A 26,117-nucleotide genomic window follows, 5' to 3' on the forward strand; every position below is an offset into this window, starting at 1 on the left:
CCGGCACCCCGGTGGGTCCCGGGAACCCGCCGGGGTGGTTATACTCGGTCGCGCGGCACGCGGACGTAGCTCAGCTGGTAGAGCGCAACCTTGCCAAGGTTGAGGTCGCCGGTTCGAACCCGGTCGTCCGCTCCAGAAAAACAAGGCCCCGGTCATCCGACCGGGGCCTTGTTTCTGGGCTGATCAGGACCAGGAGGTGCCGGTGAGCCTCTCGTACGCCTCGATGTAGCGGGCACGGGTCTGCTCCACGACGTGCTCCGGCAGCTCGGGCGGCGGGGTGTTGCCGTGGCGGTCCCAGCCGGACTCGGGGGAGGCCAGCCAGTCGCGGATGTGCTGCTTGTCGTAGGGCTTCTGCGGACGGCCGGGCTCCCACTCGTCGCGGCGCCAGAAGCGTGACGAGTCCGGGGTCAGCACCTCGTCCGCCAGGACCAGGGCATCCTCGTCACCGCCGCCACCGGACCGGCCGAACTCGAACTTGGTGTCCGCCAGGATGAGGCCCCGCTCCTTGGCGACGTCCCGGGCCCGGCTGTAGACGGCCAGGGTGGCCTGCCGCAGGCGGGCCGCCGTCTCGGCGCCGACCCGGCGGGCGATCTCCTCGTAAGCGACGTTCTCGTCGTGCTCGCCGACCTCCGCCTTCGTCGCCGGGGTAAAGATCGCGGCGGGAAGCTCGGACCCGTCGGAGAGCCCTTCGGGAAGTGCCAGTCCGCACACCGTGCGGTCCCGGCGGTACTCCTCCAGGCCCGAGCCGGTGAGGTAGCCGCGGGCCACGCACTCCACCGGAATCATCCGCAGGGAACGGCAGACCGTCACCCGGCCCTTCCAGTCGGCGGGGGCGCCGGGCGGGACGTCGGAGGAGAGGACATGATGGGGGATCAGGTCGGAGAGCAGGTCGAACCACCACAGCGACAACCGGGTGAGGATGCGGCCCTTGTCCGGGATCCCGGTGGGCAGCACCCAGTCGTAGGCGGAGACCCGGTCGCTGGCGACCATCACCAGATCGCCCTCGGCGTTCCGGTAGAGGTCGCGCACCTTCCCGGTGTGCAGGTGCTCCAGCCCGGGAACCTCCACGGGCTCGGGCTTTTCCACAAATCCGGGCACAGCAGCTCCCTGGGGGTAGGTACGGAACCACCAATTGTCCCGGTAGCGGTGCCCGCTCACCTCCCCAGGGTCGGGGAGCCGGGGTGTCGCGGCGCCCCCGAGCCGTTCCCCGGAGCGGAACCGGCAGCCCCGGGAAGGAGGTCAGCCGCGCTTGCAGATGCGGTCCAGGAGGTTCGCGGTGGCCTTCTGGATGCGGGGGTCGGCGTGCTGCGGCCGGTCCAGGGCGGGGGACCACGCGAAGGTGCCCGAGCTGAACACCCAGGCGCCGCTGGGTGCCCGGTACAGCGAGGTCTCCTGGTGGCGTGCCGCGCCCGCCTCGTCCCGGTACGGGGAGTGGGCCAGCAGGATCCGGCTCTCGTAGGCCGGCAGCGAGGTGCGGGGAAAGTACCGGTCGGCCTCCCCCGCCACCAGCCCCGGCAGCTCATCGCCCTCGTGAACCCCGGTGGACTCCCACAGCCAGTGGTCGGCGTTGCGCGCCACCAGGGGGTGTGGATGCGGCACCCGGCCCGCGTACTGCAGACCCAGGAGTTGCTGCTCGGGCGCCCCCTGGTCGCGCCAGAGCGCGGACCGGCCGGGACCCTGCCGCTTGTGGCAGCTGAGCAGCCGGTCCGGGTCGCCCGAGGGCAGGGGGTTCAGCTCGACCTGCCAGTACATGGTGTTGGCCGACAGGAAGACCAGTGAGGTGCCGAGGTCTCTGGCGCGTTCGGCGGCGCGGCGCATCGGCACCGACCAGTACTCGTCGTGACCGGGAAAGACGAACCCCCGGTAGCGGGCCGGATCGATCCGGCCCGCGTGCAGGTCACGGGCGGTGGCGTAGGAGAGGTCGTAGCCGTAGCGCTCGGCCCAGCGGATGAAGTCGTAGGCGTGTCCGACGTGCAGCGGGAGGCCGGCGCCCGCGTAGGGGCGGTCGAAGCACACGGTCACGGCGGCGTCCTCCTCGCCCAGCAGCTGACCGCTGTCGCCCCAGGCGTGGTAGAGGCTGGCACCGGTGCGGCCGTCCTCCGGGAAGAGGTTGTACGCCTGCCAGGTGACGTCCGGCAGCAGCAGCAGCAGGTCGGCGGGCCGGTCGTCCCGGACGGTGAACGGCACGTGCGACCGGTGCCGGCCGTCGGCGGTGGTGAGCACCGCGACGTGGGCGCCGGGCTGCCAGGTCTGCGGCACCGGCAGCCGCCAGGACAGCCACCAGTGGTGGCAGGAGACGGTGCGGCCGGCGACCAGCGGGGCGGGCTGCCGCGAGCCCATCAGCTGCGGGCTGCTGATCAGCAGCTGGGCACCGTCCCCGGCGTAGTGCCCGATGCGGTAGATGTCGACGGTGAACTCCTGCGGGGGGTCGACCGTCACCCGGAAGTCGAGGGGCTCGCCGGGCGCGACCGTCCCGTTCGGGGTGAAGCCCTTGATCTGGCAGTGCACGTCGTCGGCCTGGCGTGGGCCTGCGGCGGCCCCCTCGCCGGAGCGGCCCGCGGCAGCACCGGCTTCGGACGGGCCGCATCCACCCGGCACCGGGTCCACGTACCAGGGGACGACCTGCCCGGTGTCGTCGAAGTAGTGCTCACTGCCCCGGAGCCAGGGCACCGGCCCCTGACCGAAGGGGTCCGAGACCGCGTGCGCGAGTGCCCCCGATTCCCAGCGCCGGTTGTGCTCCCTCTCCACCGTGACTCCCCTCCCTCGTCGGCCCCTCTCGTCGAACAGGACATCACATGTGGCGAACACGTGGTCACCGTTCGTTGTGAATGGTGCGCGGTGGGGTGTGCCCCGGGAGCCGGACTCCGTGCCCGGCAGGGTTCGCCGGCGGGCCCGGAGGGGCGGTCAGACCAGCCTGACGAGCTTGTCCGGCGGCACACCGGCGTCGGCCAGCCAGTTGCGCAGCGGCCGGCCGTCCCCGTCCTCGACCAGGCTGGACACCGGGGCGGTGAGGTCCTTGCAGCGCTCCCCGTCGGTGACGAGGACCGGGCCGTCCAGCCAGTCCAGGCCGGGGGCGGCGGCGGTGGCGTCGGCGGTGGCGCAGCAGACCGCGGCGGCGATGTGCTCGACGAGGAGGTCGCGGCCGCTGCGGGCCGGCTGGAGCGGGAAGGCCAGAGGCGGCGTGGTGAACGGGCTCACGGGCACGGCTCCGGACCGGGCGTGGGCCGCCTCGACCCGGGCCGCGAGGCTGTCGGTGCCGCCCTCCGCCGCGGCCTCGCCCAGCAGTTGAAGGACCCGGCTCAGCGTGGGGTGGCCGGTGGCGTCCAGCGCGGAGAAGAGCCGGGCGGCCCGCTCCCGCCAGATCCGGTCGACGACCTCCTGGGGATAGGCGGGCCAGTCCACCGGCTCCCAGTCGCTGCCTCGGGCCGGAGAACCGTGGAAGAGCCGGGCCGCCAGCCGGGAAATCTCCTCGTCGACCGCGCCGGGTTCCTCCAGGAGGTCGCAGGCCGGGCGCTCGCCCAGCCGGGAGGTGAAGCTCTCGGCGAGCCGGTCGCGGCGGGACAGCTCGGTGAGGGCGGCGACCACCCCGGCGTTCAGCCGCCGGGGCCAGCGGCCGGCGCGCCAGGCGGGGAGTGCGACCCGGGTGAGGAGCCGGTCCCAGCCGGCGTACGCGAGGCCGACCTGCTCCTGGGCGACGACCCTGGTTCCGTAGTCCACTGCCCGGGCCCGGGCGGACGCGGCGGCGGCCACTCCGCGCTCCATCCGAGTGGCGTGCGGTCCGGCGTGGCGGAGCAGCACGCGGGCGAGCCGGCCGGCGAGGGCCCGGACCGGGTGCCGCAGGGCGGCCGTGTCCCCTTCGAGGGCCGCGGTGGCGTCCAGGTTGCGCACCGACCGGCGGGCCGCGGCGATGTCGGGGTGCGCGGAGGGTCCGGTACCGGCGACCACCGGGGCCAGCAGGGCCCGCAACTCCCCGACCCGCATCCACCACAGGAAGGGCGAGCCGATGACCAGGACCGGCCCGGCGGCGCTCCCGGGGCGCCCGGAGCGCTCCTCGAGCCAGCTGTCGCAGTCGGGGGTGAGGGCCAGACCGGTCGGGGCCGGGACGTCGAGCCGGGCGGCGAGGTCGCGTATCAGCCCGTGCAGGGCCGGGGCGGCCCGCTCGGGGAGGTCGATCGTGGGAGTGTCCTCGGGCCGGGCGCGGACGATGACCAGGGCGGTCGCGGCTGCCAGCACCAGCGACACGACGGCCAGGGACAGCACGGCGACGCGCAGCGGGGTCCAGCCGGACGGCAGGTGCCCGGTGGCGCCGCCGGCCAACAGGAGGACAGCGGCTGCCGTGGGCAGCAGTGCGGTGGCAACCGCGGCGTTGCGCACCCGCAGAACGGCCAGCGCGTGATCCCGCGCGGAGTGTGCGGCTCTCTGCTGCCCCATGCTTGGCCCTCCGCCATGCCGGTGACGGTGCGACGCGGAGCGCCGGCCGCCGGTGCCCGGGGCCGCCGTCCGCGACGCCCGTTCTCCCACTGTGGCACCGGACTCCGCTACCGCAAGGTGCGGAGGTCCGATCGCGCCGCACCTTAGTCCGGCGGGATACGGGCGTCAGCCGGACAGCGCAAGGGTCACCCGATGGAGGGTTTTCGGTCCGGGAGAAGGAGGTGGTTCAGGAGGGTTCGGCAGCTTTCGCGGCGATGTCCTTGCGGTAGTGGGAGCCCCGGAGGCGGATCCGGCCGAGCGCGCGGTAGGCGTGCTCGCGGGCCTCGGCGAGGTCGGGCCCGGTGGCCGTGACCGAGAGCACCCGGCCTCCGGCGCTGACCACGTGCCCGCCCTTGTCCTGCCGGGTGCCGGCGTGCAGCACGTAGGCGCGCGGTGCGTCCTGGGCGGCGACCTCCTCCAGGCCCTCGACCGGGTCGCCGGTGCGCGGCGCGGTGGGGTAGCCCTCGGAGGCCAGCACGACGGTGACGGCGGCGCCGTCGCTCCAGCGCAGCGGCTCCAGGCCGGCCAGCTGCCCGGTCGCGGCGGAGTACAGCAGGCCGGAGAGGGGGGTGCGGAGCCGGGCCAGGACGGCCTGGGTCTCCGGGTCGCCGAAGCGGGCGTTGAACTCGATGACCCGGGTGCCGCGGCCGGTGAGGGCGAGGCCGGCGTAGAGCAGCCCGGAGAACGGGGTGCCGCGGCGGCGGAGTTCGTCGACGGTGGGCTGCAGGACGGTCCGCAGGACGTCCTCGGTGAGGCCGGGCTCCGCCCAGGGGAGCGGCGAGTAGGCGCCCATGCCGCCGGTGTTGGGCCCCTCATCGCCGTCGTGGGCCCGCTTGAAGTCCTGGGCGGGCTCCAGGGGGACGACGGTCTCCCCGTCGGTGACGGCGAACAGGGAGACCTCGGGTCCGTCGAGGAACTCCTCGATCACCACGCGTTCGCAGGAGCGGGCGTGCGCGCGGGCGGCCGCCAGGTCGCTGGTGACGACCACGCCCTTGCCGGCGGCGAGGCCGTCGTCCTTGACGACGTAGGGGGGGCCGAAGGCTTCCAGTGCCTCGTCGGCCTGCTCCGGGGTGGTGCAGACGTAGGAGAGGGCAGTGGGCACGCCGGCGGCGGCCATGATCTCCTTGGCGAATGCCTTGCTGCCCTCGAGCCGGGCGGCGGCGGCGGACGGCCCGAAGACCGGGATGCCTGCGGCCCGGACGGCGTCCGCCACGCCGGCCACGAGCGGCGCCTCCGGGCCGATGACGACGAGTTCGGCGCGGAGCTCGACGGCCAGCTCGGCCACGGCGGCCCCGTCCTCGGTATCCACCGGACGGAGCATCGCCACCTCACTGATCCCGGCGTTGCCGGGAGCGCAGTGCAGCGCCGTGACGTCGGGGTCGCTGGACAGTGCGTGGCACAGGGCGTGTTCGCGGGCGCCGCCGCCGATGACGAGGATTCTCACGTGGGGCAGCCTATCGGGACGGCTCCGGCAGCCACTCTTTCGAGTGAGTGGGTGGCACGCCCTATACCCGACTGGCCACCTCTTCCGTGCGGAATTCACCGAAAGCGCGGTCCGCGTCCGCTCCACTGGCGGTATGAAGATGCTTTACAGCGCGAGGGAGTGACGGGTGAGTCAGCCGGAGAAGCAGCCTGAGGGAGGTCCGGACGCGGGGCGTCGGGGAGGGGGCCGGAAGCGGGAGGACCTGCTCGGCCGACCGTTCCCGCTCGGAGACTGGGGCGAACCCGCGACCCGTTTGCATGAGCTGTACCTCTGGGCGGAGGACGGCGCGTTGCGCACCGCCGACTGGTACCTCACCGCCCGGGTACGGAAGCGCCGGGCCGCCCGGCTGCTGCGGTGCGGTACCGCCCTGGGGGTGTCGGGGGCGGCGCTGCTGCCCCTGCTCGAGCTGACCGGCGTGGCCGGTGAGGTGGCCGGGTGGGGCGGTGTCTCGCTGCTGGCCGCGGCGGTCTGCGTGGGCTGCGACCGCTGGTTCGGGTTCTCCTCGGGATGGATGCGGGACATGGCGACCGGGCAGGCGGTGCTGCGGCGGCTGGACACGATGCGGTACGACTGGGCGGCCGAGAGCGTGCGGGAGATGCTCGGCCCGGCCGAGGGCACGGCCGGTGAGGCCGCCGAGCGGTGCCTGCTGGTGCTGCGGCGGTTCTCCGAGGACGTCACGGAGCTGGTGCGGGGCGAGACGGCGGACTGGATGATCGAGTTCCGGGGCTCCGGGCCGGCGTTGCTGACGCAGGCGGCGGGGGCCCCGGGCGCCCGGGTCGAGGCCGGCCCGCCGCCCCGGAGCGGCCGGAGCCCGCTTCAGTCCGGCGTCCGGCCCAGCATGCCGCGTCAGCGGCCACCGGAAGGGCCACGCTAGACCGCGGACGGGGCGCGTTTCCACGGGCAGGAGGGCCCTTCCGACGTGGAAACGCGCCGAGGGTGTCGTTGACCGGCTCGTTCAGGAGAAGACGATCATGGAGCCCTGGGCGAGGCTGCGGGTGGCCGCGGCATGCAGGCCCTGCCATACGTGGCGCTCCCGGGCGAACAGGCCCGGGTCGTGGCCGGGGAGCTCCGCCGGTTCGTCCAGCCGGGTGGGCCGCGAGGGCGGAGCCGGGGCGGGCGGCGGGTTCGCCGGGTCGATGTCCAGGGCAGGGGCCACCGCCTCCAGCTCCCGCAGCAGCCCGTGGCTCGAGCCCAGCGGCCCGCCGCCGGCCAGCAGGGTGTCGTTCACCAGCGGGTGCGGGAAGTCCAGCGGGACGTAGGCACCCGCGTGGTCGAAGTGCCACACGAGGTGGGACTGCTGGGCCGTTCCCTCGAACATCTCCAGGAGCTGCTGGTAGTCGCCGTCCAGGCCGTCGACCGGGTCGACGGGCAGCCCGCTGAGCCGGAGCAGGTACGCGCGGCGCAGCAGATGCAGTGCCGCGTAGTCGAAGCCGGCGACCGGCGCGACTTCCCCGGACATTCCCGGCATGTATCCGAATACCGGCACCGGGGGCTGGCCCGCGTCGGCCAGTGCCCGGTCGTAGTCGGCGAGCTCTTCCGCGAAGGGGTTGTCAGGGCTGTGGCACAGCACGTCGACGAGGGGGACCAGCCAGAGATCACAGGCCACGTAAGGCTCTCTCTCGCGCGAGGACTCGGGTCGCCCCAGAGTAGAGCCTGACGGGCCGGGCCGCGCTGCCGTGGGTCACGGGTTCTCCGGTTCCCCGTCGACGAGTTCGGTGGCCAGCTGCAGCGCGTGGACCCGGAGGCCGCTCAGCAGTTGTCCCGCGTCCGCGGCGTCCTGGCGCTCGACCGCGTCGGTCAGTTCGAGGTACCCGTGCCACAGGCGCCCTCGAAGGTCCGCCTCCCGGCGGAGCCGGGGGACGGCGAACGCCCAGCACTGAATGCGCAGCCGGTCCAGGAAGTCACCGATGTAGGGGTTGCCGAGCAGGGCGGTGAGTTCGCGCCAGAAGCGCAGGTCGTAGCCGATGAGGATGTCCAGCTCACCGGCCCGGGCAGCCTGCCGGGCGATACCGGCCCGGCGGCGGATCGAGGTGAATGCCTGCGGTGCGCCGCCCGGCAGCTCGAGCCCCGGGCCGCGCCGCAGCACTCCCTCACCCACCAGGGTGCGGGCCTCCACCATGTGCCGGAAGTCCGTGAGCGAGAACCTCCGGATGCGGAAGCCGCGGTGCTGGGCGACCACGAGCAGCCCCTGGGCGGACAGATCGAGCAGCGCTTCGCGCACCGGAGTGGCCGAGACCCCGTACTGCTCGGCGATTTCCCGCACCGTGAGCTCCTCGTTCGGCTCGAGTCGCCCGGCCAGGATTTCCTCACGCAGGGCATCGGCCAGCTGCTCCCGCAAGGTGGTGCGTCGGATCACGCCTCGCCACTTTACCCACCGCTCCTGATCAGCGAGCAGGGCAGAGTCCCGGGGCCCGTTCCTGGTCATTGCGGATCCCGCACGGTCTCGGGTGTCCCCGGCGCTTGCTCCGCGTCCGGCTGGACGGACAGCTGACACCCCTCCGAGTTGACAGAATACTGTCGAAATGACAGCCTATTGTCAATCGGGTGCGGGCAGGCCCGGACGGGAGCGCCCGGACGAACGAGGGAGAAGTCATGGAAGACCGGAAAACGCGCGGCCCCGCCGTGCACGTGGCGGTGTACGACACGCTGGCCGACTGGGAGATCGGGCACGCGACCGCGGAGCTGAACGCCGGCGGGTGGCGCGTGGTGACCGTGGCGGCGGGCCCGGAGCCGGTGACCACGGCCGGGGGGCTGCGCGTGCTGCCCGACCTGACCCTGGACGAACTCCGCCCGCAGGACAGCGCGCTGTTGATCCTGCCGGGGGCCGACCTGTGGGGCGAGGGCCTTCTCGCCCCCTTCGCCGCAGCCGCGCGGACCTTCCTGGACGCCGGGGTACCGGTCGCGGCGATCTGCGGGGCCACGTTCGGGCTGGCCGCCGAAGGGCTGCTCGACGACCGTGCGCACACCGGCGCCGCTCCGGAGGTGCTGGCCATGAGCGGTTACTCCGGCGGGGCCCGGTACCGGGACGCGGACGCGGTCACCGACCGGGACGTCATCACAGCCGGACCGACCGACCCCGAGGCCTTCGCCCGGGAGATCTTCGGCCGGCTGGGGCGCTTCGAACCGCCGGTGCTCGACGCCTGGTTCCGGCTCTTCGCCCACTCGGACGCCGCCGCCTACGAGATCGTCGCCGCGGCCGAGGACGCCCGGACCGCGCAGCAGACGGCATGACCGGGCGGGAGGAGTTGCTGACCGGCACCGCACTGACCGTCTTCCGGCTGAACGGGCAGTTCCTGTCCGTGTCGGAGCGGCTCGCCCGCCCCGCCGGAATGACGGCGGCGCGCTGGCAGGTGCTCGGCACCGTGCTGCGGGAGCCCCTGCCGGTCTCGGGTATCGCCCGGAACCTGGGCATCACCCGGCAGAGCGTCCAGCGGGTCGCCGACCTGCTGGTCGCCAACGGGCTGGCCACCTATCTGCCCAACCCGGCCCACCGGAGAGCCAAACTGCTCGCCCCCACCGCGCAGGGACGGGCCATCGTCCGGCGGATCGACCCCGGGCACGCCGACTTCGCTGCCCGGCTGACCGAAGCCCTGGGCGGGAGCGAGGAGTTCGCGGGGGTCCTCACCTCGCTCGAACGACTCAGCCGTGCGCTCGAGTCGGTGCAGGCCGAGGATCCCGGCGGGCGGCCGGGGCCCGGCTGAACCATGGGGACGCGGCCCTGCCGGGCATCTATATCCTCAGTGGGTTCGGGCTGTCCGGCAGGGGGAGGAACCACCGTTGATCGAACCACTGAGACCTGAGGACCCCCGGCGGCTCGGCGCCTACCGGCTGGTGGGGCGGCTGGGTGAAGGCGGGATGGGCAGCGTCTACCTGGCCCGTTCCGAACGCGGCCGTACCGTCGCGGTGAAGACCATCCGCTCCGCCTTCGCCGCTCAGCCCGAGTTCCGTTCCCGCTTCGCCCAGGAGATCAGCACCGCGCGACGCGTCGCAGGCCCGTGGACGGCCGCCGTCCTCGACGCCGACACCGAAGCCGCCGTGCCCTGGCTCGCCACCAGCTACATCGCCGGCCCCTCCCTCCAGCAAGTGGTGGACACCGACTACGGTCCGCTCCCCGAACACACGGTGCTCACCCTGGCCTCCGGCCTCGTCCAGGCACTCCAGGAAATCCACAGCGCCGGGCTGATCCACCGCGACCTCAAGCCGTCGAACATCCTGATCACCATCGACGGCCCCCGCGTCATCGACTTCGGCATCGCCCGCGCCCTCGACGTCCTCACCGCGGGCGGACTCACCCGCACCGGCGCGGTCGTCGGCTCTCCCGGCTTCATGTCGCCCGAACAGGTCCGCGGCCAACGCCTCACCACGGCAAGTGACATCTTCTGCCTGGGCTCCGTCCTCGCCTACGCCACCACCGGCACCCTGCCCTTCGGCACCTCCGACAGCGGCGGCCACGCGCTGATGTTCCGCATCGCCCAGGAGGAGCCCCTCCTCGACGGCATACCCGAGCCCCTGCGCCGGCTCATCGCCGACTGCCTCACGAAGGATCCCGACAGCCGACCCACCCTCGCCGTGCTCCGGCAGCAATTGGAGGAGCACCGCCCCGCCGGCCCCTGGCTCCCCGGCGAAGTCCTCGCCGAACTCGGACGTCACGCCGTCCGGCTGCTCGACAGCGAAGGCCCGGAGTCCGACACCGGGGACCACACCCGGCAGCCGCTCCCGGACCGTCCGGGCCTGCCGCCCACTCCCCCGCCGCCGGTTCCGGCGGGTCAGGGCAGCGGACCGGCCCCGTATCCGCCCGCCACCGCGCACCCGCAGCAGGCAGCCGGCTGGGCACCCCCGTACCAGGGGTACCAGGCCGGCCAGGCGTACCAGACGCCCGCCCCGCAGTGGCAGCATCCACACCTCCCGCAGGGGGCCGGGGCGGCGGCATACGGGTCCTCCCCGTCGGCCTACGGCGTGCTGCCGCTCCAGCGTTTCGCCAGAAGGCTGCACTGGCTGTTCGGCCTCCTGATGGTGTTCACCGTCGGCAGCCTGGCATTCCATCTCGCCCTCCTGGCCGATCTGCAGGACATGGAGTCCGCCACGTCCTACCGGAACGCCGTCGAGCGCATCGATACCTGGCAGTCGTTCAGCGATGTCCTGGGCGTGCTCAGCGGCCTGCTCTGGCTGACGGTCGCCGTCGTATGGCTGCTCTGGTTCCGGCGGGCCCGGCGGAACGCGGAGACGTTCTCACCCGGACGCATCCGGTTCGGGCCGGCCATGGCGGTCGGCGCCTGGCTCATTCCGTTCGCCATGCTCTGGCTGCCCAAGCAGATCACCGATGACGTCTGGCGCGCGTCCGGCGGGTACCCGCCTCCGGGCAAGGGCGTGGTCGACCTCTGGTGGCTGCTCTGGTTGTGCGTGGTGGTGCCGGCGTACCTGCCGCCCTCCTGGACCACCTGGTACGAGACGGAGACCCTGGCCGCCGCGAAGTTCCAGGTCACCTGGGAGTCATTGCTGCACGTGCCCGTGCTGCTTGCCGCCGTCGCCGCGATGGTGTTCGTCCACCGGCTCTCCGCGATGCAGGCGGCAAGGGCTGCCAACGGGGCGTGAGCGCCAGGCCGACGCGCCCCGCCCCCGGCCGGCGGGAGCAGGCGGGGGCGGGGCGCGTCGGCCCTTCCGGCGGAGACCACGGGCCGGAGCAACACCCCGGACAGCGACCGGGCGGAGACGACCGGTCAGGCCCTCGACGGGTCAGAGGAAGGAACGGATCTGGATCGTCTCGTCGCGGCCGGGGCCGACCCCGATCGCGGAGATGGGGGCTCCCGACATCTCCTCCAGCGCCTTCACGTACGCCTGGGCGTTCTTCGGCAGGTCCTCGAAGGTCTTCGCCCCGGTGATGTCCTCGGCCCAGCCGGGCAGGTACTCGTACACCGGCACGGCGTGGTGGAAGTCGCTCTGGTTGTACGGCATTTCCTCGACCCGCTTGCCGTCGACCTCGTAGGCGACACAGACCGGGATCCGGTCCCAGCCGGTGAGCACATCAAGCTTGGTCAGGAAGAAGTCGGTCAGACCGTTCACCCGGGTCGCGTAGCGGGCGATCACCGCGTCGAACCAGCCGCACCGCCGGTCCCGTCCGGTGGTCACGCCGAACTCGCCGCCGATACGGCGCAGCGCCTCGCCGTCCTCGTCGAGCAGCTCGGTCGGGAACGGCCCCGCACCGACGCGGGTCGTGTAGGCCTTGAGGATGCCGATGACCCGGTCGATCTTCGTCGGGCCGACGCCCGCGCCCGTACAGGCCCCGCCCGCGGTGGGGTTGGAGGAGGTGACGAACGGATAGGTGCCGTGGTCCACGTCGAGCAGGGTGCCCTGACCGCCCTCGAAGAGCACGACCTTGCCCTCGTCGATGGCGTCGTTGAGGACCAGCGTGGTGTCGCAGACGTAGCCCTCGATGCGCTGGGCATAGCCGAGGAGTTCCTCGACGACCTGGCCCACGGCGATGGCCCGGCGGTTGTACAGCTTGGCGAGGATCTGGTTCCGGTGCTCCAGGGCGGCCTCGACCTTCTGCCGCAGGATCGACTCGTCGAAGAGGTCCTGGACCCGGATCCCGACCCGGTTGATCTTGTCCGCGTAGGTGGGGCCGATCCCCCGGCCGGTGGTCCCGATCTTCCGCTTGCCGAGGAAGCGCTCGGCGACCTTGTCCACGGTCTCGTGGTACGAGGTGATGAGGTGGGCGTTCCCGCTGAGCAGCAGCTTCGAGGTGTCGATGCTGCGCTCCTCCAGTCCGCTCAGCTCGGAGAGCAGGACCTCGGGGTTGACGACCACGCCGTTGCCGATGACCGGGGTGCACTCCGGGGAGAGGATGCCGGAGGGCAGCAGGTGGAGCGCGTACTTCTGGTCCCCGACGACGACCGTGTGGCCGGCGTTGTTGCCGCCTTGGTAACGCACCACATAGTCGACGGAGCCGCCGAGCAGGTCGGTGGCCTTCCCCTTGCCCTCGTCACCCCACTGAGCACCGAGCAGCACAAGTGCGGGCACAGGCGTACACCCCTTCCGGGCGGGGCATCTCACTGACAAGCTGCCCCGGATCGACGAAACCCCTGACGCAATCGCGACAGGGGCTCTTGCACAGAGAGCTTAATGGACCGGGGTGCGGGAGGCGAACAGGTGCTCATCGTCATCGACCCGATTGCCCGGCACGCCGATGGCGAATCGGTACGCATCGCACGCGACGTGCTGTGTGCGGCTGTGGCCGGGGCCAAGGTCTGCGTGCTGGACCGTCCGCAGGCGATGCTGCACGCCCTGACCCAGCGCGGGTCACGGCGTGTGGTGATCATCGGCGGTGATCGCGCCCTGTTGAGGGCCGTGCGGATGCTCTACCTCAGCGGCGAACTGGACGAGCATCCGCTGGGGGTGGTGCCGGTGGGGCCGGAGGCCGCGGTCGCGGTGATCCGGTCCCTGGGGGTCCCCGCGGACGCGGTTCTGGCGTCCCGGGCCGTGCTCTCCGGTCCGGCGCGACCGATCGACCTGCTGGTGGACGACGCCGGCGGGGTGGTGCTCGGCGCGTTGGGCATTCCCGCGCCGCAGCCCGGCCCGGAACCGCCGGGAACACGCCCTTGGTGGCGGCCGGCCCGCAGCACCGAGGCGGGCTCCGGGGCCCTGCCGGCTCAGCGGCTGCGGGTGGAGGCGGACGGCGAGGTGCTGACGGACGGCGCCCAGCCGGGGGTGCAGGTGTCGGTGACGGCCGACGGCGGGCTCGCCGCGGTGGAGGTACGGCACAGCGCGGGCGCCGCCGCCGTCACGGCCCGGGTGAGCTCGGTGACGGTGACCGGGCCCGGGTTCAGCTACCGGGCGGACACCGTGAACTGCGGCCCGGCGCGGTCACGGACCTGGCAGGTGCGGCCGGCCGCGCTGCGGCTGACGGTGCCCGTGGGCTGAGTGCGTGCCCGGCCGCGCCTGTTCGGGGGGCGGGCCGGGCTCCGCGGACCGGCCGCGGTGTTCCTCCCAGCGGCTCAGCACCGCCCGCATCTCGACCTGCAGGAAGGCGAAGAAATCCGCGGTCTCCTCGAGCCGCAGGCCGGCCGCCGAGTCCGGGCCCACCGCCCGCGCCCCGTCCCGCAAGGTGCCCTGCCAGCGGTTGAGCTGCGCGTCGCGGTTGGTGAGCGCCTCGAACCACACCTGGGAGTGCAGCCGGTACCGCTGCCGCCGGGAACCGGGCTGCCGCTCCCTGGTGATCATGTGCACCTGGGCGAGGTAGGCGATCGCCCCCGAGACGGCGGCCGGGCTGACCTGGAGCCGCTCGGCGAGCTCGGCGGAGGTGAGCGCCCCGCTGTCCTCCGCCAGCAGGCAGGCCAGCACCCGGGAAGCCATGCGCTGCATGCCTGCTTCGACCAGGTCGGCGGCGAACCGCTCCACGAACTGGGCGGTCTCTTCGTCGTACGAACGGCTCACCCGGTCATCCTCCCATCCCACCAGCCGTTGCCCCTTCACCACCGGGCCGCGACGAACGGAATCAGCATTCACGGAATCATGAAGTTACTGTATTTTGGGAACCATGACCCAGGCAACCAACGCCATCACCGTGTCCGGCCTCACGAAAACCTTCGGCCGGACCCGCGCTCTGGACCGACTCGACATGACGGTCAGCACGGGAGAGGTGCACGGCTTCCTCGGGCCCAACGGCGCCGGCAAGTCCACCGCCATCCGGGTCCTCCTCGGCCTGCTGCGCGCCGACTCCGGCTCCGCGCGGGTACTCGACGGCGACCCCTGGCGGGATGCCGTCGCGCTGCACCGCCGGCTCGCCTACGTACCGGGTGATGTCGAGCTGTGGCCGAACCTCACCGGCGGCGAAGCCATCGACCTCCTCGCGCGACTGCGCGGCGGCCTGAACCAGGAGCGCCGGGACTCCCTCATCGAACGCTTCGGCCTCGACCCCACCAAGAAGGGCCGCACCTACTCCAAGGGCAACCGGCAGAAGGTGGCCCTGATCTCCGCGCTGGCTTCCGACGCCGAACTGCTGCTGCTGGACGAGCCCACCGCCGGGCTCGACCCCCTGATGGAGGTCATCTTCCAGGACGTCATCGGAGAAGCGAAGCGCGCCGGAAAGACGGTCCTGCTGTCCAGCCACATCCTGGCCCAGGTCGAGAAGCTCTGCGACCGGGTCAGCATCATCCGCCTCGGCCGCATCGTGCAGTCCGGCACCCTCCAGGAGATGCGGCACCTCACCCGCACCACCGTCGAGGCCGAGACCGGCTCACCTGCCACCGGGCTCGACGACCTGGAAGGCGTCCACGACATCCACCGGGAGAGAGGCCGGGTCCGCTTCGCGGTCGACGGCCGGCATCTGGACGCCGCGGTCTCCTACCTCAGCGGCCTGGGCATCCGCAGCCTCACCAGCCACCCGCCCACCCTCGAAGAGCTCATGCTGCGCCACTACGGCGACCACCTCGAGGACGAGACCGGCCGGCACCCCGAGGCCGTCGAGGCAGCGGGGACCGGCACCGGCTCGGACAGCAACCCCGCCGGCGACGGAGCGACACGATGAGCACCGCGACCGCACTCCGCACGGAACCGGAACGGACGGAACCGCCCCGCGGCGGGAACACCCTGGCCGGCACCGGCACCCTGATCCGCTTCGCCCTGCGCCGGGACCGCGTCCGTCTGCCGGTCTGGATCGGTGCGCTGCTCCTGGGAACCCTGGTCTCGGCGGTCAGCTTCGAGGAGACCTACCCCGACGCGGCCGGCCGGCAGGCCATCGCCGAAACGACGAACAGCCCCGCCGGGCTGGCCATGTCGGGCCCGGCCCACTACCTCACCGACTACCAGTTCGGCTCGATGCTGAGCCACCAGATGCTCAGCTTCGTGGCCGTTCTGGTGGCCCTGATGAGCGTACTGATCGTCACCCGGCACACCCGGAACGAGGAGGAGACCGGCCGCGCCGAGCTGGTCCGCTCCAGCGTCGTCGGCCGGCACGCCTACCTGACGGCCGCCCTGACGGTGGCCCTCCTCGCCAACCTCGTGCTCGGCGCGCTCCTCGCCGCCGCCCTCAGCACCTTCACGGCCGAGGGTTACACCACCGGAGGCGCACTGCTCTACGGGGCCGCCCACACCGCCATCGGGCTGGTCTTCGCCGGCATCGCGGCGATCACCGCACAGATCACCGCGCATTCCCGGGGCGCCTCGGGCATGGCACTCGCGACCGTCGGTGCGGCATACGCGCTGCGGGCCGCGGGCGACGCCGCCGGCGAGGGCGGCGTCGAGTGGATGTCCTGGCTGTCCCCCATCGGATGGATCCAGCGCACCTACGCCTTCGTCGACAACCGCTGGTGGCCGCTGCTGCTCTGCCTCGCGCTGGCCGCTGCCACTGCCGCCGTCGGGTACGCGCTCAGCACCCGCCGCGACCTCGGATCCGGCCTGCGCCCCACCCGGCCGGGGAGTCCCCGGGCCACCGAGGCACTCAGCCGGCCGATCGGCTTCGCGCTGCGGCTGCACCGCGGACTGCTGATCGGCTTCGCCGCCGCCCTGCTGCTCCTGGGCGCGATGTACGGGTCGATCCTCGGTGAGGCCGAGGCCATGATCGAGGGCATCGACATGATGGAGGAGGCGCTCGCCCAGCTGGGCGGCGCCACCGTCGCCGAATCCGTGGCCGCCATGGTGCTGACCCCGATCTCCGCCGTGGCCGCGGTCTACGTGGTCATGGCCGGACTGCGTCCGCGCTCCGAGGAGACCTCGGGCCGGGCCGAGCCGGTGCTGTCCACCGGGCTGTCCCGGGCTCACTGGGCCGGCAGCCACCTGGCCATCGCCCTGGCAGGCGGCACTCTGGTGATGCTCCTGGGCGGCTTCAGCCTCGGAGCGACCGGCTGGGCCTCCACCGGGGACGCCTCCCTGCTGCCGAAGCTGCTCGGCGCCTCCCTGGCCTACGCTCCTGCCCTGTGGGTGACCGCCGGTATCACCATGGTGCTGTTCGGCTGGTTTCCCCGGGCCGCCCCGGCCGCCTGGGCCATTCCGCTGGCCGCCTTCCTCATCGGCTATCTGGGCACCCTCCTGAATTTCCCGCAGTGGGTGATGAACCTGGACGCCTTCGGGCACGTGCCGCAGTTGCCGGCCGCCACCATGAGCTGGACTCCGCTGCTGATCCTCACCGCGTTCGCCGCCGGACTGATGTGGCTGGGGCTGACCGGGTTCCGGCGACGGGACCTCGACCTCACGTAGACCTCCGCGCGCCCACCACGGCCGCCTCCGGGCTCCCGCCCGCCGGGAACCCGGAGGCGGCGTCCGGCTGCCCGGCTGTGCCCGTCGTCTGCTCCGCCTTACGGGGCAACCGGGCACCCGCAGGGACGCACTCCGGATGCGGGGACGGTGACGCACTGCTCGCATGGAGTGCACAGGCCGTCACTCCACGCGTGCGCATTCCGATCCGGAGGTCACCGTCCCATGACAACCCTCACGTCCCGAACCGGCAGGCTGGCCGCGGGCACCGCCGCCGCAGCGGTACTCCTCGGCCTGGCCGCCCCGGCCGCAGCGACCGCCTTCGACGCGGAGGACCGCCCGGGGGCGTCCGGCGCCGAGCGGCTGGACGTCTCCCCGTCCGCGGGCGGTCCCGGCACCGAGGTGACCGTCACGGCGGCCTGCGAACCCGCGGACGACGCGGTTTCGGAGGCGCTGGAGCGGCCCGTCACCCTCACCCCGCACGAGGGCCGCTGGACCGGCACCGGCCGGATCAAGAGCCGGGGCCTCCAGACGGGTAAGACCTTCCCGGTGATCGTCGCCTGCACCGATGCCACCGGCGAGACCGGCAGCTTCACCTTCGCCGCGGTGCCCGTCGGCGGAGCCCAGGCGGGCTTCGGCGGCACCCCGGACGCCCCCGGCTACCTGGCCCCGCTGGCAGTCGGCGGAAGCCTCGCGGCCACCGGCATCGTCGGCTACCTCTTCGTCTCCCGGCGTCGCTCCGCGGGCAACCACTACTACTGAGGAGCCTGGGTGCGGATCCGGCAGCTCACAGGACGGTTCCCGCCGGGCACCGCCGGGCTCGTGAAGGACGGGCTGCGCGGAACCGCGCGCATGCTCCGCCGGGCCGCCGCCACCGCGCCCCGGCTGAGGCTGCGGCTGCCCGGCGGAGGCCCGGCGCGCAGCCGGGCGCTCCGGGTTCGGGCGCGGCCGGAGCGTGTTCCGGACCCCACCGCCGGTCCGGGGAGCAGGCAGCAGCGGCTCGTGGCCCGCAGCCGGCGTGTCGAGCCGGTGGCGGCTGCCGGGACGGTACTCCTCGGCGTGCTGCTGACGGCGACGGCACCGGCGCCCGTGACCGGCCCCTCACCGGCCGAGACCGCGGCCGAGAGCCCCGGCCCGGCGCCCGCCGGCGCCCGGGACTCCCGCACCACGGCCGAGGAGTACGGGGCATCCCCCGCACCGCTCTCCCGGTCCGCACCTGTCCGGGTCCGCATCCCTTGGCTCGGCACCGACGTCGCGGTGTTCGGAGCCGGCCTCACCCCCGAGGGCGGACCTCCGGTGCCGCCCGAGGACGACGCGATGCGGGCGGCCTGGTACACCGGCGGGGCAGCCCCCGGCGAACGCGGCGCCGCGCTGCTGGGCGGTCATCTCGACACCGCCGAGGGCCCGGCCGCCTTCGCGGGGCTGGGCACGCTCGAACCGGGCCGCAGCATCGAGGTGGACCGGGAGGACGGCGCCACCGCCGTCTTCACCGTCCAGCACCTCGCGCAGCATCCCGAAGCGGACTTCCCCGACGAGCAGGTCCACGGGACGGCCGGTGAACCGGAACTGCGGCTGATCACCAGCAGCGGCCAGTGGCACGGGCCCGGGGGCCACGCCGCCAGCATCGTCGTGCACGCCACGCTGTCGGAGACCCGGCCGGTCAGCTGACCCGTTCCAGGACCAGTGCCAGCGTCGCGAAACCGGAGGTGCCCGGGGTGACCGGCGCGTAGTGGCCCACCCCGGGCAGCCGCAGCAACTGCGCGCCGTGCCGCTCCTGGTAGTTCATGGACAGCTCCAGCGGGACCTGGGAATCGTCGGTGCCGTGCAGCAGCGTCACGGGAGCGGGGGGCGTCGGCAGCAGCAGGGGATCGAGCCGGGGCAGCAGGGTGGGGCGCCGGGCTCCGAGGAACTCCGCGACCGCGTCGTTGCCGAGCCCCAGCTCATCCGCGCGGGTCAGGTCGGCGACCGGGGCGACCGCCACCGTGCGGCCGATCCGCTCCGACCCCCGGGAAGCCGCCCACAGCGCGAGGTGTCCCCCCGCGGAATGCCCGGCGAGCACCACCGGCTCGGTGCCCGGCAGCGCGGCGAGTGCCGCGGTGACATCGTCGAAGGTCTCCGGCCAGCCGCCCCCGCCTCCGGACCGCCGGTACTCCGGCAGGGCCACGCACAGCCCGCGCTCCACCAGCGCGGCAGCGAACGGAGACAGATGCCTGCGGTCGTACGCCTCCCGCCAGAAGCCGCCGTGCAGCACGACGACCCGGGGCGGGCCGTCCCCGTACACGTCGATGACCTGCGAGGGGTGCGCGCCGTACCGCACCGAGCGGTCCGGCCGGGCGTGCCGCCGGCCGGTCAGCTCCGTCAGCTCTCCGGCATCCCGGCCGGAGTCGGGCGCGGGCCCGCCGGTCACCGGCCGTCCACCCGGCCCGCGAGCACCCGGCCCAACTCCAGCGCCGCGCGCTCCACGTCGGCGAACGAGGTGTACAGCGGGGTGAAACCGAAGCGGAGCACGTCCGGTTCGCGGAAGTCCCCGACCACCCCGCGGGCGATCAGTTCGGCCATCACCGCGGCGGCTCCGGAGCAGCGGAGCGCGATCTGGCTGCCGCGCCGGGCGTGCTCGGCCGGGGTCAGGCACTCCACGAGGCCGGCCGGCACGTGGGCGGCGACCCGGTCCAGGAAGAAGTCGGTCAGGGCCAGGCTCTTGGCCCGCAGCACCACGGGATCCACGCCCTCCCAGACATCCAGCGCCGCCTCCAGCGCGAGCAGGGAGAGGATGTCGGGGGTGCCGACCCGGCCGCGCCGGACCCCCTCCACCGGGGTGTACCGGCCGGTCATGCGGAAGGGCTCGGCGTGGGAATTCCAGCCGGGCAGCGGGGAGTCGAAGCCCGCCTGGTGCTCCGCCCGGATGTAGAGGAACGCCGGGGCGCCGGGCCCGCCGTTGAGGTACTTGTAGGTGCAGCCGACCGCGAAGTCCACGCCGTGCTCGTCCAGCCCCACCGGGAGGGCTCCCGCGCTGTGGCACAGGTCCCAGACCGCCAGGGCGCCCGCGCCGTGCACGGCCTCGGTGATCCCGGGCAGGTCGTGGAGCTCGCCGCTGCGGTAGTCCACGTGGTTGGCCAGCACGGCGGCGGTGCGCGGGCCGGCCGCCCGGGCCAGCTCCGCCGCGGGCACCGGGCGCAGCGTACGGCCGGTCATCCGGGCGGCGGACTCGGCGAGGTAGCCGTCGGTGGGGAAGGTGTCCGCATCCACCAGCACCTCGTCCCGGTCCGGGCCGGCGAGCCGGATCGCGCCGACGAGCGCCTTGAAGACGTTCACGCTGGTGGAGTCGCCGACGACGACCTGTCCCGGTGCGGCGCCGATCAGCGGGGCGATACGGTCGCCGACCCGCTCGGGGGCCGTCCACCAGCCGGATTCGGTCCAGGAGCGGATGCGCAACTCGCCCCACTCGCGCCGCACGATCTCGGCGAGCCGGCCGGGCACCGCGGCCGGGAGCGCCCCGAGGGAGTTGCCGTCGAGGTAGACCGTGTCGTCCAGGACGAAGGCGTCCCGCAGGCCGGCGAGCACATCGGCGGCGTCGAGTTCCGCGGCCGTGGGGGCGCCCCGGCCCGGCCGGGGTCCGGGCCCGGCTCCGGGGGTGTGCGCGGCGGGGGGCACGGACATCGGGGACTGGGACGCGGTGTCAGACATGGCTGCGGGCCGTCCACAGCTCGGGGAAGACGTTCTTGCCGGCGCGCTTCTCCAGCCAGGCCACCCCGGCGGAGCCGCCGGTTCCCGTCTTGGAGCCCATCGCGCGGCGGGTCGCGACCAGGTGGTCGTTGCGCCAGCGCCACACCAGCTCGGCGACCTCGGTCAGCGCCTCACCGAGCCGCAGCTCCTCGGCGTGCGCGCCGGGATCGGAGTAGATCCGCTGCCACACCCGCTCGACGGCCGGGTGCGGCGCGTAGCGCTGGGTGCGGTCGCGATGCAGCACCTCGCCGGGGATCTCGTGGCCCTTCCGGGCGAGGTGGGCCAGCACCTCGTCGTAGAGGCTGGGCTCCTCCAGCGCCTTCTCGAGCTCGGCGTGCACCCGCGGCGCCCCGCGATGCGGCACCAGCATGGAGGCCGACTTCTCCCCCAGCAGGAACTCCAGCCGGCGGTACATCGCGGACTGGAAGCCGGAACCCTCGCCGAGCGCGGAGCGGTAGGAGTTGAACTGGGTGGGGGTCAGGTGGGCCAGCGGCTCCCAGGAGGCGTTGAGCGAGGTGAGCTCGTACCCGGAGCGGCGCAGGGCGGCGAGTGCGGTGGGCAGGTCGTCGCGGCGCAGTGCCTCCGAGGCGGTGGTCCACTCGTGCACGATCACGGTGAACCACAGCTCCATGACCTGGGTGGTGACGAGGAAGACCATCTCCCCGGGGTCGTCGGAGAGTGGGTGCTGCAGGTGTGTGAGGACGTCCGCCTGCACGTAGTCCTCGTAGGGGGTGGTGCCGTGGAAGTCGAGGTTCGGGGTTTCCGGCTCGGCCTCGGGTGACTGCGCCATTGCGGTCTCCTTAGCGGAACCCGGCAGCACCAGGGTCACTGGCACTGCCGGGCGGGACGGTACGGATGGATAGTGCGCGGTGCTACGGGTGCTGCGGGTGCTGCGTGCGGTCAGCTCAGGACCGACGCGGCGGTCGGCGAGCTGTCGCGGAGGAAGGTGCTGCAGCGCTCGTGCTCCTCCTCCTCGCCGATGGCCTGCGCGGCCCGGCCGAGGGCGTGCAGCGCCCGCAGGAAGCCGCGGTTCGGCTCGTGCTCGAACGGCACCGGCCCGTGCCCCTTCCAGCCGCTGCGGCGCAGGGCGTCCAGCCCCCGGTGGTAGCCCGTGCGGGCGTAGGCGTAGGACTCCACCGGACGGCCGGCCTCGTAGGCGTCGTCGGCGAGCTGTGCCCAGGCGAGTGAGGAGGCCGGGTACTTCGCGGCGACCTCGGCCGGCGGGGTGCCGGCGGCCAGCGCCTCACGCGGCCCCGGGTCGTCGGGCAGATGGGTCGGGGGCGGGCCCCCGAGCAGGTTTTCGTGTGTGGGCATGGGTCCAGTGTGCCGTTTCTCCCGGCGCGGCGGCGCCCCGGCCCGGTGTGTCCGGGCCGGGGCCGCGGTGTCTCAGGCCAGCTTGGTGCCGGTGGCACGCAGGTCGGCACAGGCCTTGGTGACCCGCTCGGCCATGCCCGCCTCGGCGGCCTTGCCCCAGGTGCGCGGGTCGTAGGTCTTCTTGTCGCCGACCTCGCCGTCGACCTTCAGCACGCCGTCGTAGTTGCGGAACATGTGGTCCGCGACGGGCCGGGTGAAGGCGTACTGGGTGTCGGTGTCGAGGTTCATCTTCACGACGCCGTTCTCCAGGGCGGTGGCGATCTCCTCCCGCGTGGAGCCGGAGCCACCGTGGAAGACGAAGTCGAACGGCTCCTGCTTGCCGAACTTGGCGGCCACGCCGTCCTGCAGGTCGCGCAGCAGCTCGGGGCGCAGGACCACGTTGCCCGGCTTGTAGACGCCGTGCACGTTGCCGAAGGAGGCGGCCAGCAGGTAGCGGCCCTTCTCTCCCAGGCCGAGCGCCTCGGCGGTGCGCAGCGCGTCGTCGACGGTGGTGTACAGCTCGTCGTTGATCTCGTGGGTGACGCCGTCCTCCTCGCCGCCGGTGGGCGTGATCTCCACCTCGAGGATGATCCGGGCGGCGGTGGCCGCGGCGAGCAGCTCCTGGCCGATCTCCAGGTTGTCCTTCAGGGTCTCGGCGGAGCCGTCCCACATGTGCGACTGGAACAGCGGGTTCTCCCCGCGGGCCACGCGCTCCCTGGAGAGAGCGATCAGCGGGCGGACGTAGCCGTCCAGCTTGCCCTTGGGGCAGTGGTCGGTGTGCAGTGCGATGTTCACCGGGTACTTCTTGGCGACGATGTGGGCGAACTCGGCGAGCGCGACCGCACCGGAGACCATGTCCTTGCTGTACTGACCGCCCAGGAACTCGGCCCCGCCGGTGGAGATCTGGACGATACCGTCGCTCTCCGCCTCCGCGAAGCCGCGCAGCGCCGCGTGCAGGGTCTGCGTCGAGGTCACGTTGATGGCGGGGTAGGCGAACTTTCCGGCCTTCGCCCGGTCCAGCATCTCCTGGTAGACCTCGGGGGTTGCGATGGGCATCTGTCCGCTCCTTGGGAGTGTTCTTTGTGCGGGCCGGCTCTGTGCACGCACTGCCCAGAGCCACGGATCGACGTCATCGTCGCGCCCATCTTCCCAGATGGGAACAGCTCCTCCACCTGGCCCGCACGACACCCGCGAAAACGCACCGTGGCAGTTTCACGTGAAACCGCTACGGTGCGTCATCAACACAGGTCAGGTCGGCCTTCAGCGGCCCCGTGCGGCAGCGCGCCGGGCCGCTGCGGCCACGGGCGGCCCGGCCGGGGTCAGTCCAGGCCCAGGTCGGTCAGCGCGTACACCGGGTGGTACGGCACACCGGCTTGCGCGAACGCCGCGGTGGCGCCCCGGTCGACGATCACCGCGACGGCGACCACCTCGGCCCCCGCCTCCCGGGCCGCCTCGACCGCGGTGAGCGGCGAATTGCCGGTGGTGGAGGTGTCCTCGACGACGAGCACCCGGCGGCCGGCGATGTCCGGGCCCTCGATCCTCCGCTGCATGCCGTGCGTCTTCTGGGCCTTGCGGACCACGAAAGCGTCCAGCCGGCGACCGCGCTCGGCCGCGGCGTGCAGCATCGAGGTGGCCACCGGGTCGGCACCGAGCGTCAGCCCGCCCACCGCGTCGAAGTCCAGCTCGCTGGTGGCGTCCAGCATGATCCGGCCGACCAGCGGCGCGGCTGCCCCGTCCAGGGTGATCCGGCGCAGATCGATGTAGTAGTCGGCCTCCTTGCCGGAGGAGAGAGTCACCTTGCCGTGCACCACGGCCTTGTCCTTGATCTGCCGCAGCAGGTCGTCACGCACGCTCATGCGGCCGAGCCTATGCCGCGCCGGCGGCCGGCCGTCGCCAGGACCAGGTGGTGGCGACTTCCAGCGGATCGATCGGGGTGACCAGCCGCGGATGCGTGTTCAGCCCGTTCGGCGGCCCGGACTGCGGCTCGACGCAGAGCGCCTCGGGCTGCTCGTCGTAGATGACCGCCCACTCGGCCCTGCTGGTGACCGTCAGCTCCAGCTCACCCGGCCAGGTGACCGTGGCGGCCACCCCGTCCGGCATCCCGAAGCAGTCGTCCCAGGGACCGGGGAGGGGGTCGATGCGGCGGCCGGTCGGCAGGTGGTCCTCACCCCGCTCCTCCTGCCAGGCAGCGGTGAAGTCCAGCTCGGCCTCGCTGCCGCCGGGGCTCAGCCGTCGCAGGAACCAGGGGTGCCAGCCGGCCTGGGCCGGGAAGGACTCCCCGGCCGTCTCCACGCCCAGGGTGAGCGTCAGGCTGCCACCGTCCTCGGCCAGCTCGACCACCTGGGTCACGGTCCCGGGCCAGGGCCAGGGCGGGGTGAGCTCGGTGAGGAAGACCGCCGAGCGTGCGGACGTCCGGGTGGTGCGCCAGCTCTGTGTGCGCACCGTGCCGTGCATGGCGTGCGGCCCCGCGTTGAGCGGCATGCGGTGCACCGCGTCACCGTTGCGGAATTGCCCCCGGTCCATCCGGCCGCACCAGGGGACCATCACGAAGGAGCCGAATCTCTCCCCCTGGCGGAGCAGTTCGGTACCGCCGACCAGGAGAGAGGAGAGACGCCCGCCCTGGTCGGGGCGCACGGTCACGTCGGTATCAGCGGCGCGCAGGTGGACGCGCTCGGTGTCATGGATCGTCACCCCCCGACCCTAACCAGCCACTGTCCAGCGCGGCTCGGGCGGTACCCGCGCGCACCCGGTGCGTGGAGGCAGCGGGGGCGCGTCCGGACGGCGTCACCGGTGCGGCCCCGGGAAGAGCGGGGCAGGCCGCGGCGGGAGGAAGACCGGCTACCGGCGCCGGCGGAGCACCCGGCCGACCACCACGGCAGCGGCGACGGCGGCGGCCGCGGCAGGGGCCGCCCAGCGCAGCACCGCCCCGGAGGCGGCGGACGGTCCTTGCGGAGGGGCGGGCGCGTACCGGCCGCGGGGCGGGGCGTGGTCCACCTCTTCCGCGCTGCGCCCGATCATGGTGCGACGGGCCACGTCCGCTTCCGGCGGGGATGCCTCGGGGGCCGAGGGCTCCCCGCCGCCTGCGGAGGCCGGCGGGCCGTCGGTGCCGGGCGGCTCGCTGCTCTCGGGCCCGGGCACCACGCTCTCCTGCGGATGCGGACGCGGATCTCGGGCGCCGTCGGCAGGCTCCCGGCCCGCCCCGGCGCCGGTCTGCTGCCCGGCCCCGGCCGCTTCCCCGGCATCGTGGCCGGGCTCTGCGCCGCCGCTGCCGGTGCCGTCCTCGGCCCCTGCCGGGCCGGCCGGGCCCTGCCCGGCGGGGGAGTCCGTCCGGGACGGGGTGCCGGATTCCGGAGCAGGGATGCCGGGGATCACCGGCGCGTTGTCGTCCGGGGCGCCGATGCCGGTGCCCTCCGGCGGGGCCGTACCGGTGCCGGGGGATCCCGGGGGCGGCCCGGTGGCCTCCTGCGGAAGCCCGCCGATCAGCGCCTCGGTGAACCGGTCGAGCAGCCGCCGGGCCGCCGCCTCCCGCTGCCGGGGCGGGAACTCGGCGATCCGGCCGCTCCCCTCGACCGAGCCGGTGAAGGCGAGGGTGGCGCCGGAGCCGTCCCGCACCGGACGCGGAACGACCGTGAGGACCAGGCGGATCGAGCCGCTGCCTCTGGCTTCCCTGGCCTTCCCCTCGACCGTGATGCCCTCGCCGTGCGCGCTCGCGGCCAGGGTGCCGCGATAGGTGATGGTGGAGTTGCCGATACGCAGCCGGAGCCGTCCTTCCGGGGCGGCCGGATCTGCTTCCTCGTCCAGCTGGAGCCCGGGTACACAGCGGACGACACGATCCGGCTGAGTGAGCGCAGATCGCACGACGGCGGCGGAAAACGGGACGTAGACCTCGTGCTCCATGGCC

25 protein-coding genes and 1 tRNA gene are annotated in these 26,117 nt (G+C 73.4%); 10 read left to right on the forward strand and 16 right to left on the reverse strand.

The genetic code is table 11. The features are described 5' to 3' along the window. Positions 1-59 precede the first annotated feature (59 nt). Positions 60-135: transfer RNA gene (locus PJ985_RS00245), tRNA-Gly, on the forward strand. Between the two features lie 48 nt (positions 136-183). On the opposite strand, the gene PJ985_RS00250 is transcribed toward PJ985_RS00245, so the two are convergent. The 4 genes from PJ985_RS00250 to purD form a co-directional block, all read right to left on the reverse strand. Next, positions 184-1,098, reverse strand: a complete 915-nt coding sequence (locus PJ985_RS00250; protein WP_271681413.1) for a phosphoribosylaminoimidazolesuccinocarboxamide synthase — start codon at positions 1,096-1,098, stop codon at positions 184-186. A 141-nt stretch (positions 1,099-1,239) separates the two neighbouring features. Then, positions 1,240-2,748 carry a N,N-dimethylformamidase beta subunit family domain-containing protein gene (locus PJ985_RS00255; RefSeq protein ID WP_271681414.1) on the reverse strand — a complete coding sequence of 503 codons (1,509 nt, stop codon included), beginning with the start codon at positions 2,746-2,748 and terminating at the stop codon, positions 1,240-1,242. 156 nt (positions 2,749-2,904) lie between these two features. Further along, a complete protein-coding gene (locus PJ985_RS00260) occupies positions 2,905-4,431 on the reverse strand; it encodes a hypothetical protein (protein ID WP_271681415.1) in 1,527 nt (508 codons plus the stop codon). Between the two features lie 226 nt (positions 4,432-4,657). Next, positions 4,658-5,914 (reverse strand): phosphoribosylamine--glycine ligase, encoded by a 1,257-nt coding sequence (purD, locus tag PJ985_RS00265; protein WP_271681416.1) that lies wholly within the window; start codon positions 5,912-5,914, stop codon positions 4,658-4,660. Positions 5,915-6,080: 166 nt separating this feature from the next. Between purD and PJ985_RS00270 the strand changes: the two genes are divergently transcribed. Then, positions 6,081-6,827: an SLATT domain-containing protein gene (locus PJ985_RS00270; protein ID WP_271681417.1), complete on the forward strand. Its 747-nt coding sequence runs from the start codon at positions 6,081-6,083 to the stop codon at positions 6,825-6,827. A gap of 81 nt (positions 6,828-6,908) precedes the next feature. Here the strand turns inward: PJ985_RS00270 and PJ985_RS00275 are convergent, their stop codons facing one another. Continuing rightward, the gene (locus PJ985_RS00275; protein WP_271681418.1) at positions 6,909-7,559 is read right to left on the reverse strand and encodes a hypothetical protein; all 651 of its coding nucleotides are present in this window, start codon (positions 7,557-7,559) and stop codon (positions 6,909-6,911) included. Between the two features lie 75 nt (positions 7,560-7,634). Beyond that, positions 7,635-8,309, reverse strand: a complete 675-nt coding sequence (locus tag PJ985_RS00280; RefSeq protein WP_271681419.1) for a GntR family transcriptional regulator — start codon at positions 8,307-8,309, stop codon at positions 7,635-7,637. 236 nt (positions 8,310-8,545) lie between these two features. On the opposite strand from PJ985_RS00280, the gene PJ985_RS00285 reads away from it, so the two are divergent. The 3 genes from PJ985_RS00285 to PJ985_RS00295 all read left to right on the forward strand — a co-directional run bounded on the left by PJ985_RS00285 (position 8,546) and on the right by PJ985_RS00295 (position 11,545). Then, positions 8,546-9,184, forward strand: a complete 639-nt coding sequence (locus PJ985_RS00285; RefSeq protein WP_271681420.1) for a DJ-1/PfpI family protein — start codon at positions 8,546-8,548, stop codon at positions 9,182-9,184. After that, positions 9,181-9,654: a MarR family winged helix-turn-helix transcriptional regulator gene (locus PJ985_RS00290; protein WP_271681421.1), complete on the forward strand. Its 474-nt coding sequence runs from the start codon at positions 9,181-9,183 to the stop codon at positions 9,652-9,654. The genes PJ985_RS00285 and PJ985_RS00290 overlap by 4 nt, the downstream gene beginning before the upstream one ends. A 76-nt stretch (positions 9,655-9,730) precedes the next feature. Next, positions 9,731-11,545 carry a protein kinase domain-containing protein gene (locus PJ985_RS00295; protein WP_443033333.1) on the forward strand — a complete coding sequence of 605 codons (1,815 nt, stop codon included), beginning with the start codon at positions 9,731-9,733 and terminating at the stop codon, positions 11,543-11,545. A 141-nt stretch (positions 11,546-11,686) separates the two neighbouring features. On the opposite strand, the gene PJ985_RS00300 is transcribed toward PJ985_RS00295, so the two are convergent. Beyond that, complete coding sequence (locus PJ985_RS00300) at positions 11,687-12,970, reverse strand: adenylosuccinate synthase (RefSeq protein WP_271681422.1); 1,284 nt, start codon at positions 12,968-12,970, stop codon at positions 11,687-11,689. Between the two features lie 102 nt (positions 12,971-13,072). Between PJ985_RS00300 and PJ985_RS00305 the strand changes: the two genes are divergently transcribed. After that, positions 13,073-13,870 (forward strand): diacylglycerol kinase family protein, encoded by a 798-nt coding sequence (locus PJ985_RS00305; protein ID WP_271681423.1) that lies wholly within the window; start codon positions 13,073-13,075, stop codon positions 13,868-13,870. Here the strand turns inward: PJ985_RS00305 and PJ985_RS00310 are convergent. Continuing rightward, the gene (locus tag PJ985_RS00310) at positions 13,814-14,404 is read right to left on the reverse strand and encodes a GbsR/MarR family transcriptional regulator (protein ID WP_443033334.1); all 591 of its coding nucleotides are present in this window, start codon (positions 14,402-14,404) and stop codon (positions 13,814-13,816) included. The two genes, PJ985_RS00305 and PJ985_RS00310, sit on opposite strands and share 57 nt — an antisense overlap. 82 nt (positions 14,405-14,486) lie before the next feature. Here PJ985_RS00310 and PJ985_RS00315 point away from each other — a divergent pair, with 82 nt between their 5' ends. The 4 genes from PJ985_RS00315 (at position 14,487) to PJ985_RS00330 (ending at position 18,808) form a co-directional block, all read left to right on the forward strand. Further along, a complete protein-coding gene (locus PJ985_RS00315; protein ID WP_271681424.1) occupies positions 14,487-15,476 on the forward strand; it encodes an ABC transporter ATP-binding protein in 990 nt (329 codons plus the stop codon). Beyond that, complete coding sequence (locus tag PJ985_RS00320) at positions 15,473-17,143, forward strand: ABC transporter permease (RefSeq protein ID WP_271681425.1); 1,671 nt, start codon at positions 15,473-15,475, stop codon at positions 17,141-17,143. The genes PJ985_RS00315 and PJ985_RS00320 overlap by 4 nt, the downstream gene beginning before the upstream one ends. A 222-nt stretch (positions 17,144-17,365) precedes the next feature. After that, positions 17,366-17,902 carry a hypothetical protein gene (locus tag PJ985_RS00325; protein ID WP_271681426.1) on the forward strand — a complete coding sequence of 179 codons (537 nt, stop codon included), beginning with the start codon at positions 17,366-17,368 and terminating at the stop codon, positions 17,900-17,902. A 9-nt stretch (positions 17,903-17,911) separates the two neighbouring features. Beyond that, entirely contained in the window at positions 17,912-18,808 is an 897-nt protein-coding gene (locus PJ985_RS00330; RefSeq protein WP_271681427.1) for a sortase domain-containing protein, read from the forward strand. On the opposite strand, the gene PJ985_RS00335 is transcribed toward PJ985_RS00330, so the two are convergent. The 8 genes from PJ985_RS00335 to PJ985_RS00370 form a co-directional block, all read right to left on the reverse strand. Then, on the reverse strand, positions 18,801-19,547 hold the full coding sequence (locus PJ985_RS00335) for an alpha/beta hydrolase family protein (protein ID WP_443033336.1): 747 nt from the start codon (positions 19,545-19,547) through the stop codon (positions 18,801-18,803). The genes PJ985_RS00330 and PJ985_RS00335 overlap by 8 nt on opposite strands. Continuing rightward, positions 19,544-20,824 carry a kynureninase gene (gene kynU / locus PJ985_RS00340; protein WP_271681428.1) on the reverse strand — a complete coding sequence of 427 codons (1,281 nt, stop codon included), beginning with the start codon at positions 20,822-20,824 and terminating at the stop codon, positions 19,544-19,546. The genes PJ985_RS00335 and kynU overlap by 4 nt, the downstream gene beginning before the upstream one ends. After that, positions 20,817-21,653: a tryptophan 2,3-dioxygenase family protein gene (locus tag PJ985_RS00345; RefSeq protein WP_271681429.1), complete on the reverse strand. Its 837-nt coding sequence runs from the start codon at positions 21,651-21,653 to the stop codon at positions 20,817-20,819. Before PJ985_RS00345 ends, kynU begins: the two co-directional genes overlap by 8 nt. 110 nt (positions 21,654-21,763) lie before the next feature. After that, a complete protein-coding gene (locus PJ985_RS00350) occupies positions 21,764-22,177 on the reverse strand; it encodes a DUF3151 domain-containing protein (protein WP_271681430.1) in 414 nt (137 codons plus the stop codon). Positions 22,178-22,249: 72 nt separating this feature from the next. Further along, positions 22,250-23,272, reverse strand: coding sequence for a class II fructose-bisphosphate aldolase (gene fbaA / locus PJ985_RS00355; protein WP_271681431.1), 1,023 nt, complete (start codon positions 23,270-23,272; stop codon positions 22,250-22,252). 263 nt (positions 23,273-23,535) lie between these two features. Continuing rightward, positions 23,536-24,072: an orotate phosphoribosyltransferase gene (gene pyrE / locus PJ985_RS00360; RefSeq protein WP_271681432.1), complete on the reverse strand. Its 537-nt coding sequence runs from the start codon at positions 24,070-24,072 to the stop codon at positions 23,536-23,538. Positions 24,073-24,082: 10 nt separating this feature from the next. Continuing rightward, positions 24,083-24,907, reverse strand: a complete 825-nt coding sequence (locus PJ985_RS00365) for an aldose epimerase family protein (RefSeq protein ID WP_271681433.1) — start codon at positions 24,905-24,907, stop codon at positions 24,083-24,085. A 147-nt stretch (positions 24,908-25,054) separates the two neighbouring features. After that, positions 25,055-26,113 (reverse strand): SRPBCC domain-containing protein, encoded by a 1,059-nt coding sequence (locus tag PJ985_RS00370; protein ID WP_271681434.1) that lies wholly within the window; start codon positions 26,111-26,113, stop codon positions 25,055-25,057. Positions 26,114-26,117: the final 4 nt, after the last annotated feature.

Source organism: Streptomyces sp. ACA25 (assembly GCF_028200735.1).
GTDB lineage: Bacteria > Actinomycetota > Actinomycetes > Streptomycetales > Streptomycetaceae > Streptomyces.

Coding starts and splice junctions, on each gene's coding strand:
- PJ985_RS00370 (WP_271681434.1), bottom strand. CDS start 26,113: ATGGAGCACGAGGTCTACGTCCCGTTTTCCGCCGCCGTCGTGCGATCT.
- kynU (WP_271681428.1), bottom strand. CDS start 20,824: ATGTCTGACACCGCGTCCCAGTCCCCGATGTCCGTGCCCCCCGCCGCG.
- pyrE (WP_271681432.1), bottom strand. CDS start 24,072: ATGAGCGTGCGTGACGACCTGCTGCGGCAGATCAAGGACAAGGCCGTG.
- PJ985_RS00320 (WP_271681425.1), top strand. CDS start 15,473: ATGAGCACCGCGACCGCACTCCGCACGGAACCGGAACGGACGGAACCG.
- PJ985_RS00350 (WP_271681430.1), bottom strand. CDS start 22,177: ATGCCCACACACGAAAACCTGCTCGGGGGCCCGCCCCCGACCCATCTG.
- PJ985_RS00305 (WP_271681423.1), top strand. CDS start 13,073: ATGGACCGGGGTGCGGGAGGCGAACAGGTGCTCATCGTCATCGACCCG.
- PJ985_RS00345 (WP_271681429.1), bottom strand. CDS start 21,653: ATGGCGCAGTCACCCGAGGCCGAGCCGGAAACCCCGAACCTCGACTTC.
- PJ985_RS00260 (WP_271681415.1), bottom strand. CDS start 4,431: ATGGGGCAGCAGAGAGCCGCACACTCCGCGCGGGATCACGCGCTGGCC.
- PJ985_RS00290 (WP_271681421.1), top strand. CDS start 9,181: ATGACCGGGCGGGAGGAGTTGCTGACCGGCACCGCACTGACCGTCTTC.
- PJ985_RS00315 (WP_271681424.1), top strand. CDS start 14,487: ATGACCCAGGCAACCAACGCCATCACCGTGTCCGGCCTCACGAAAACC.
- PJ985_RS00325 (WP_271681426.1), top strand. CDS start 17,366: ATGACAACCCTCACGTCCCGAACCGGCAGGCTGGCCGCGGGCACCGCC.
- PJ985_RS00285 (WP_271681420.1), top strand. CDS start 8,546: ATGGAAGACCGGAAAACGCGCGGCCCCGCCGTGCACGTGGCGGTGTAC.
- fbaA (WP_271681431.1), bottom strand. CDS start 23,272: ATGCCCATCGCAACCCCCGAGGTCTACCAGGAGATGCTGGACCGGGCG.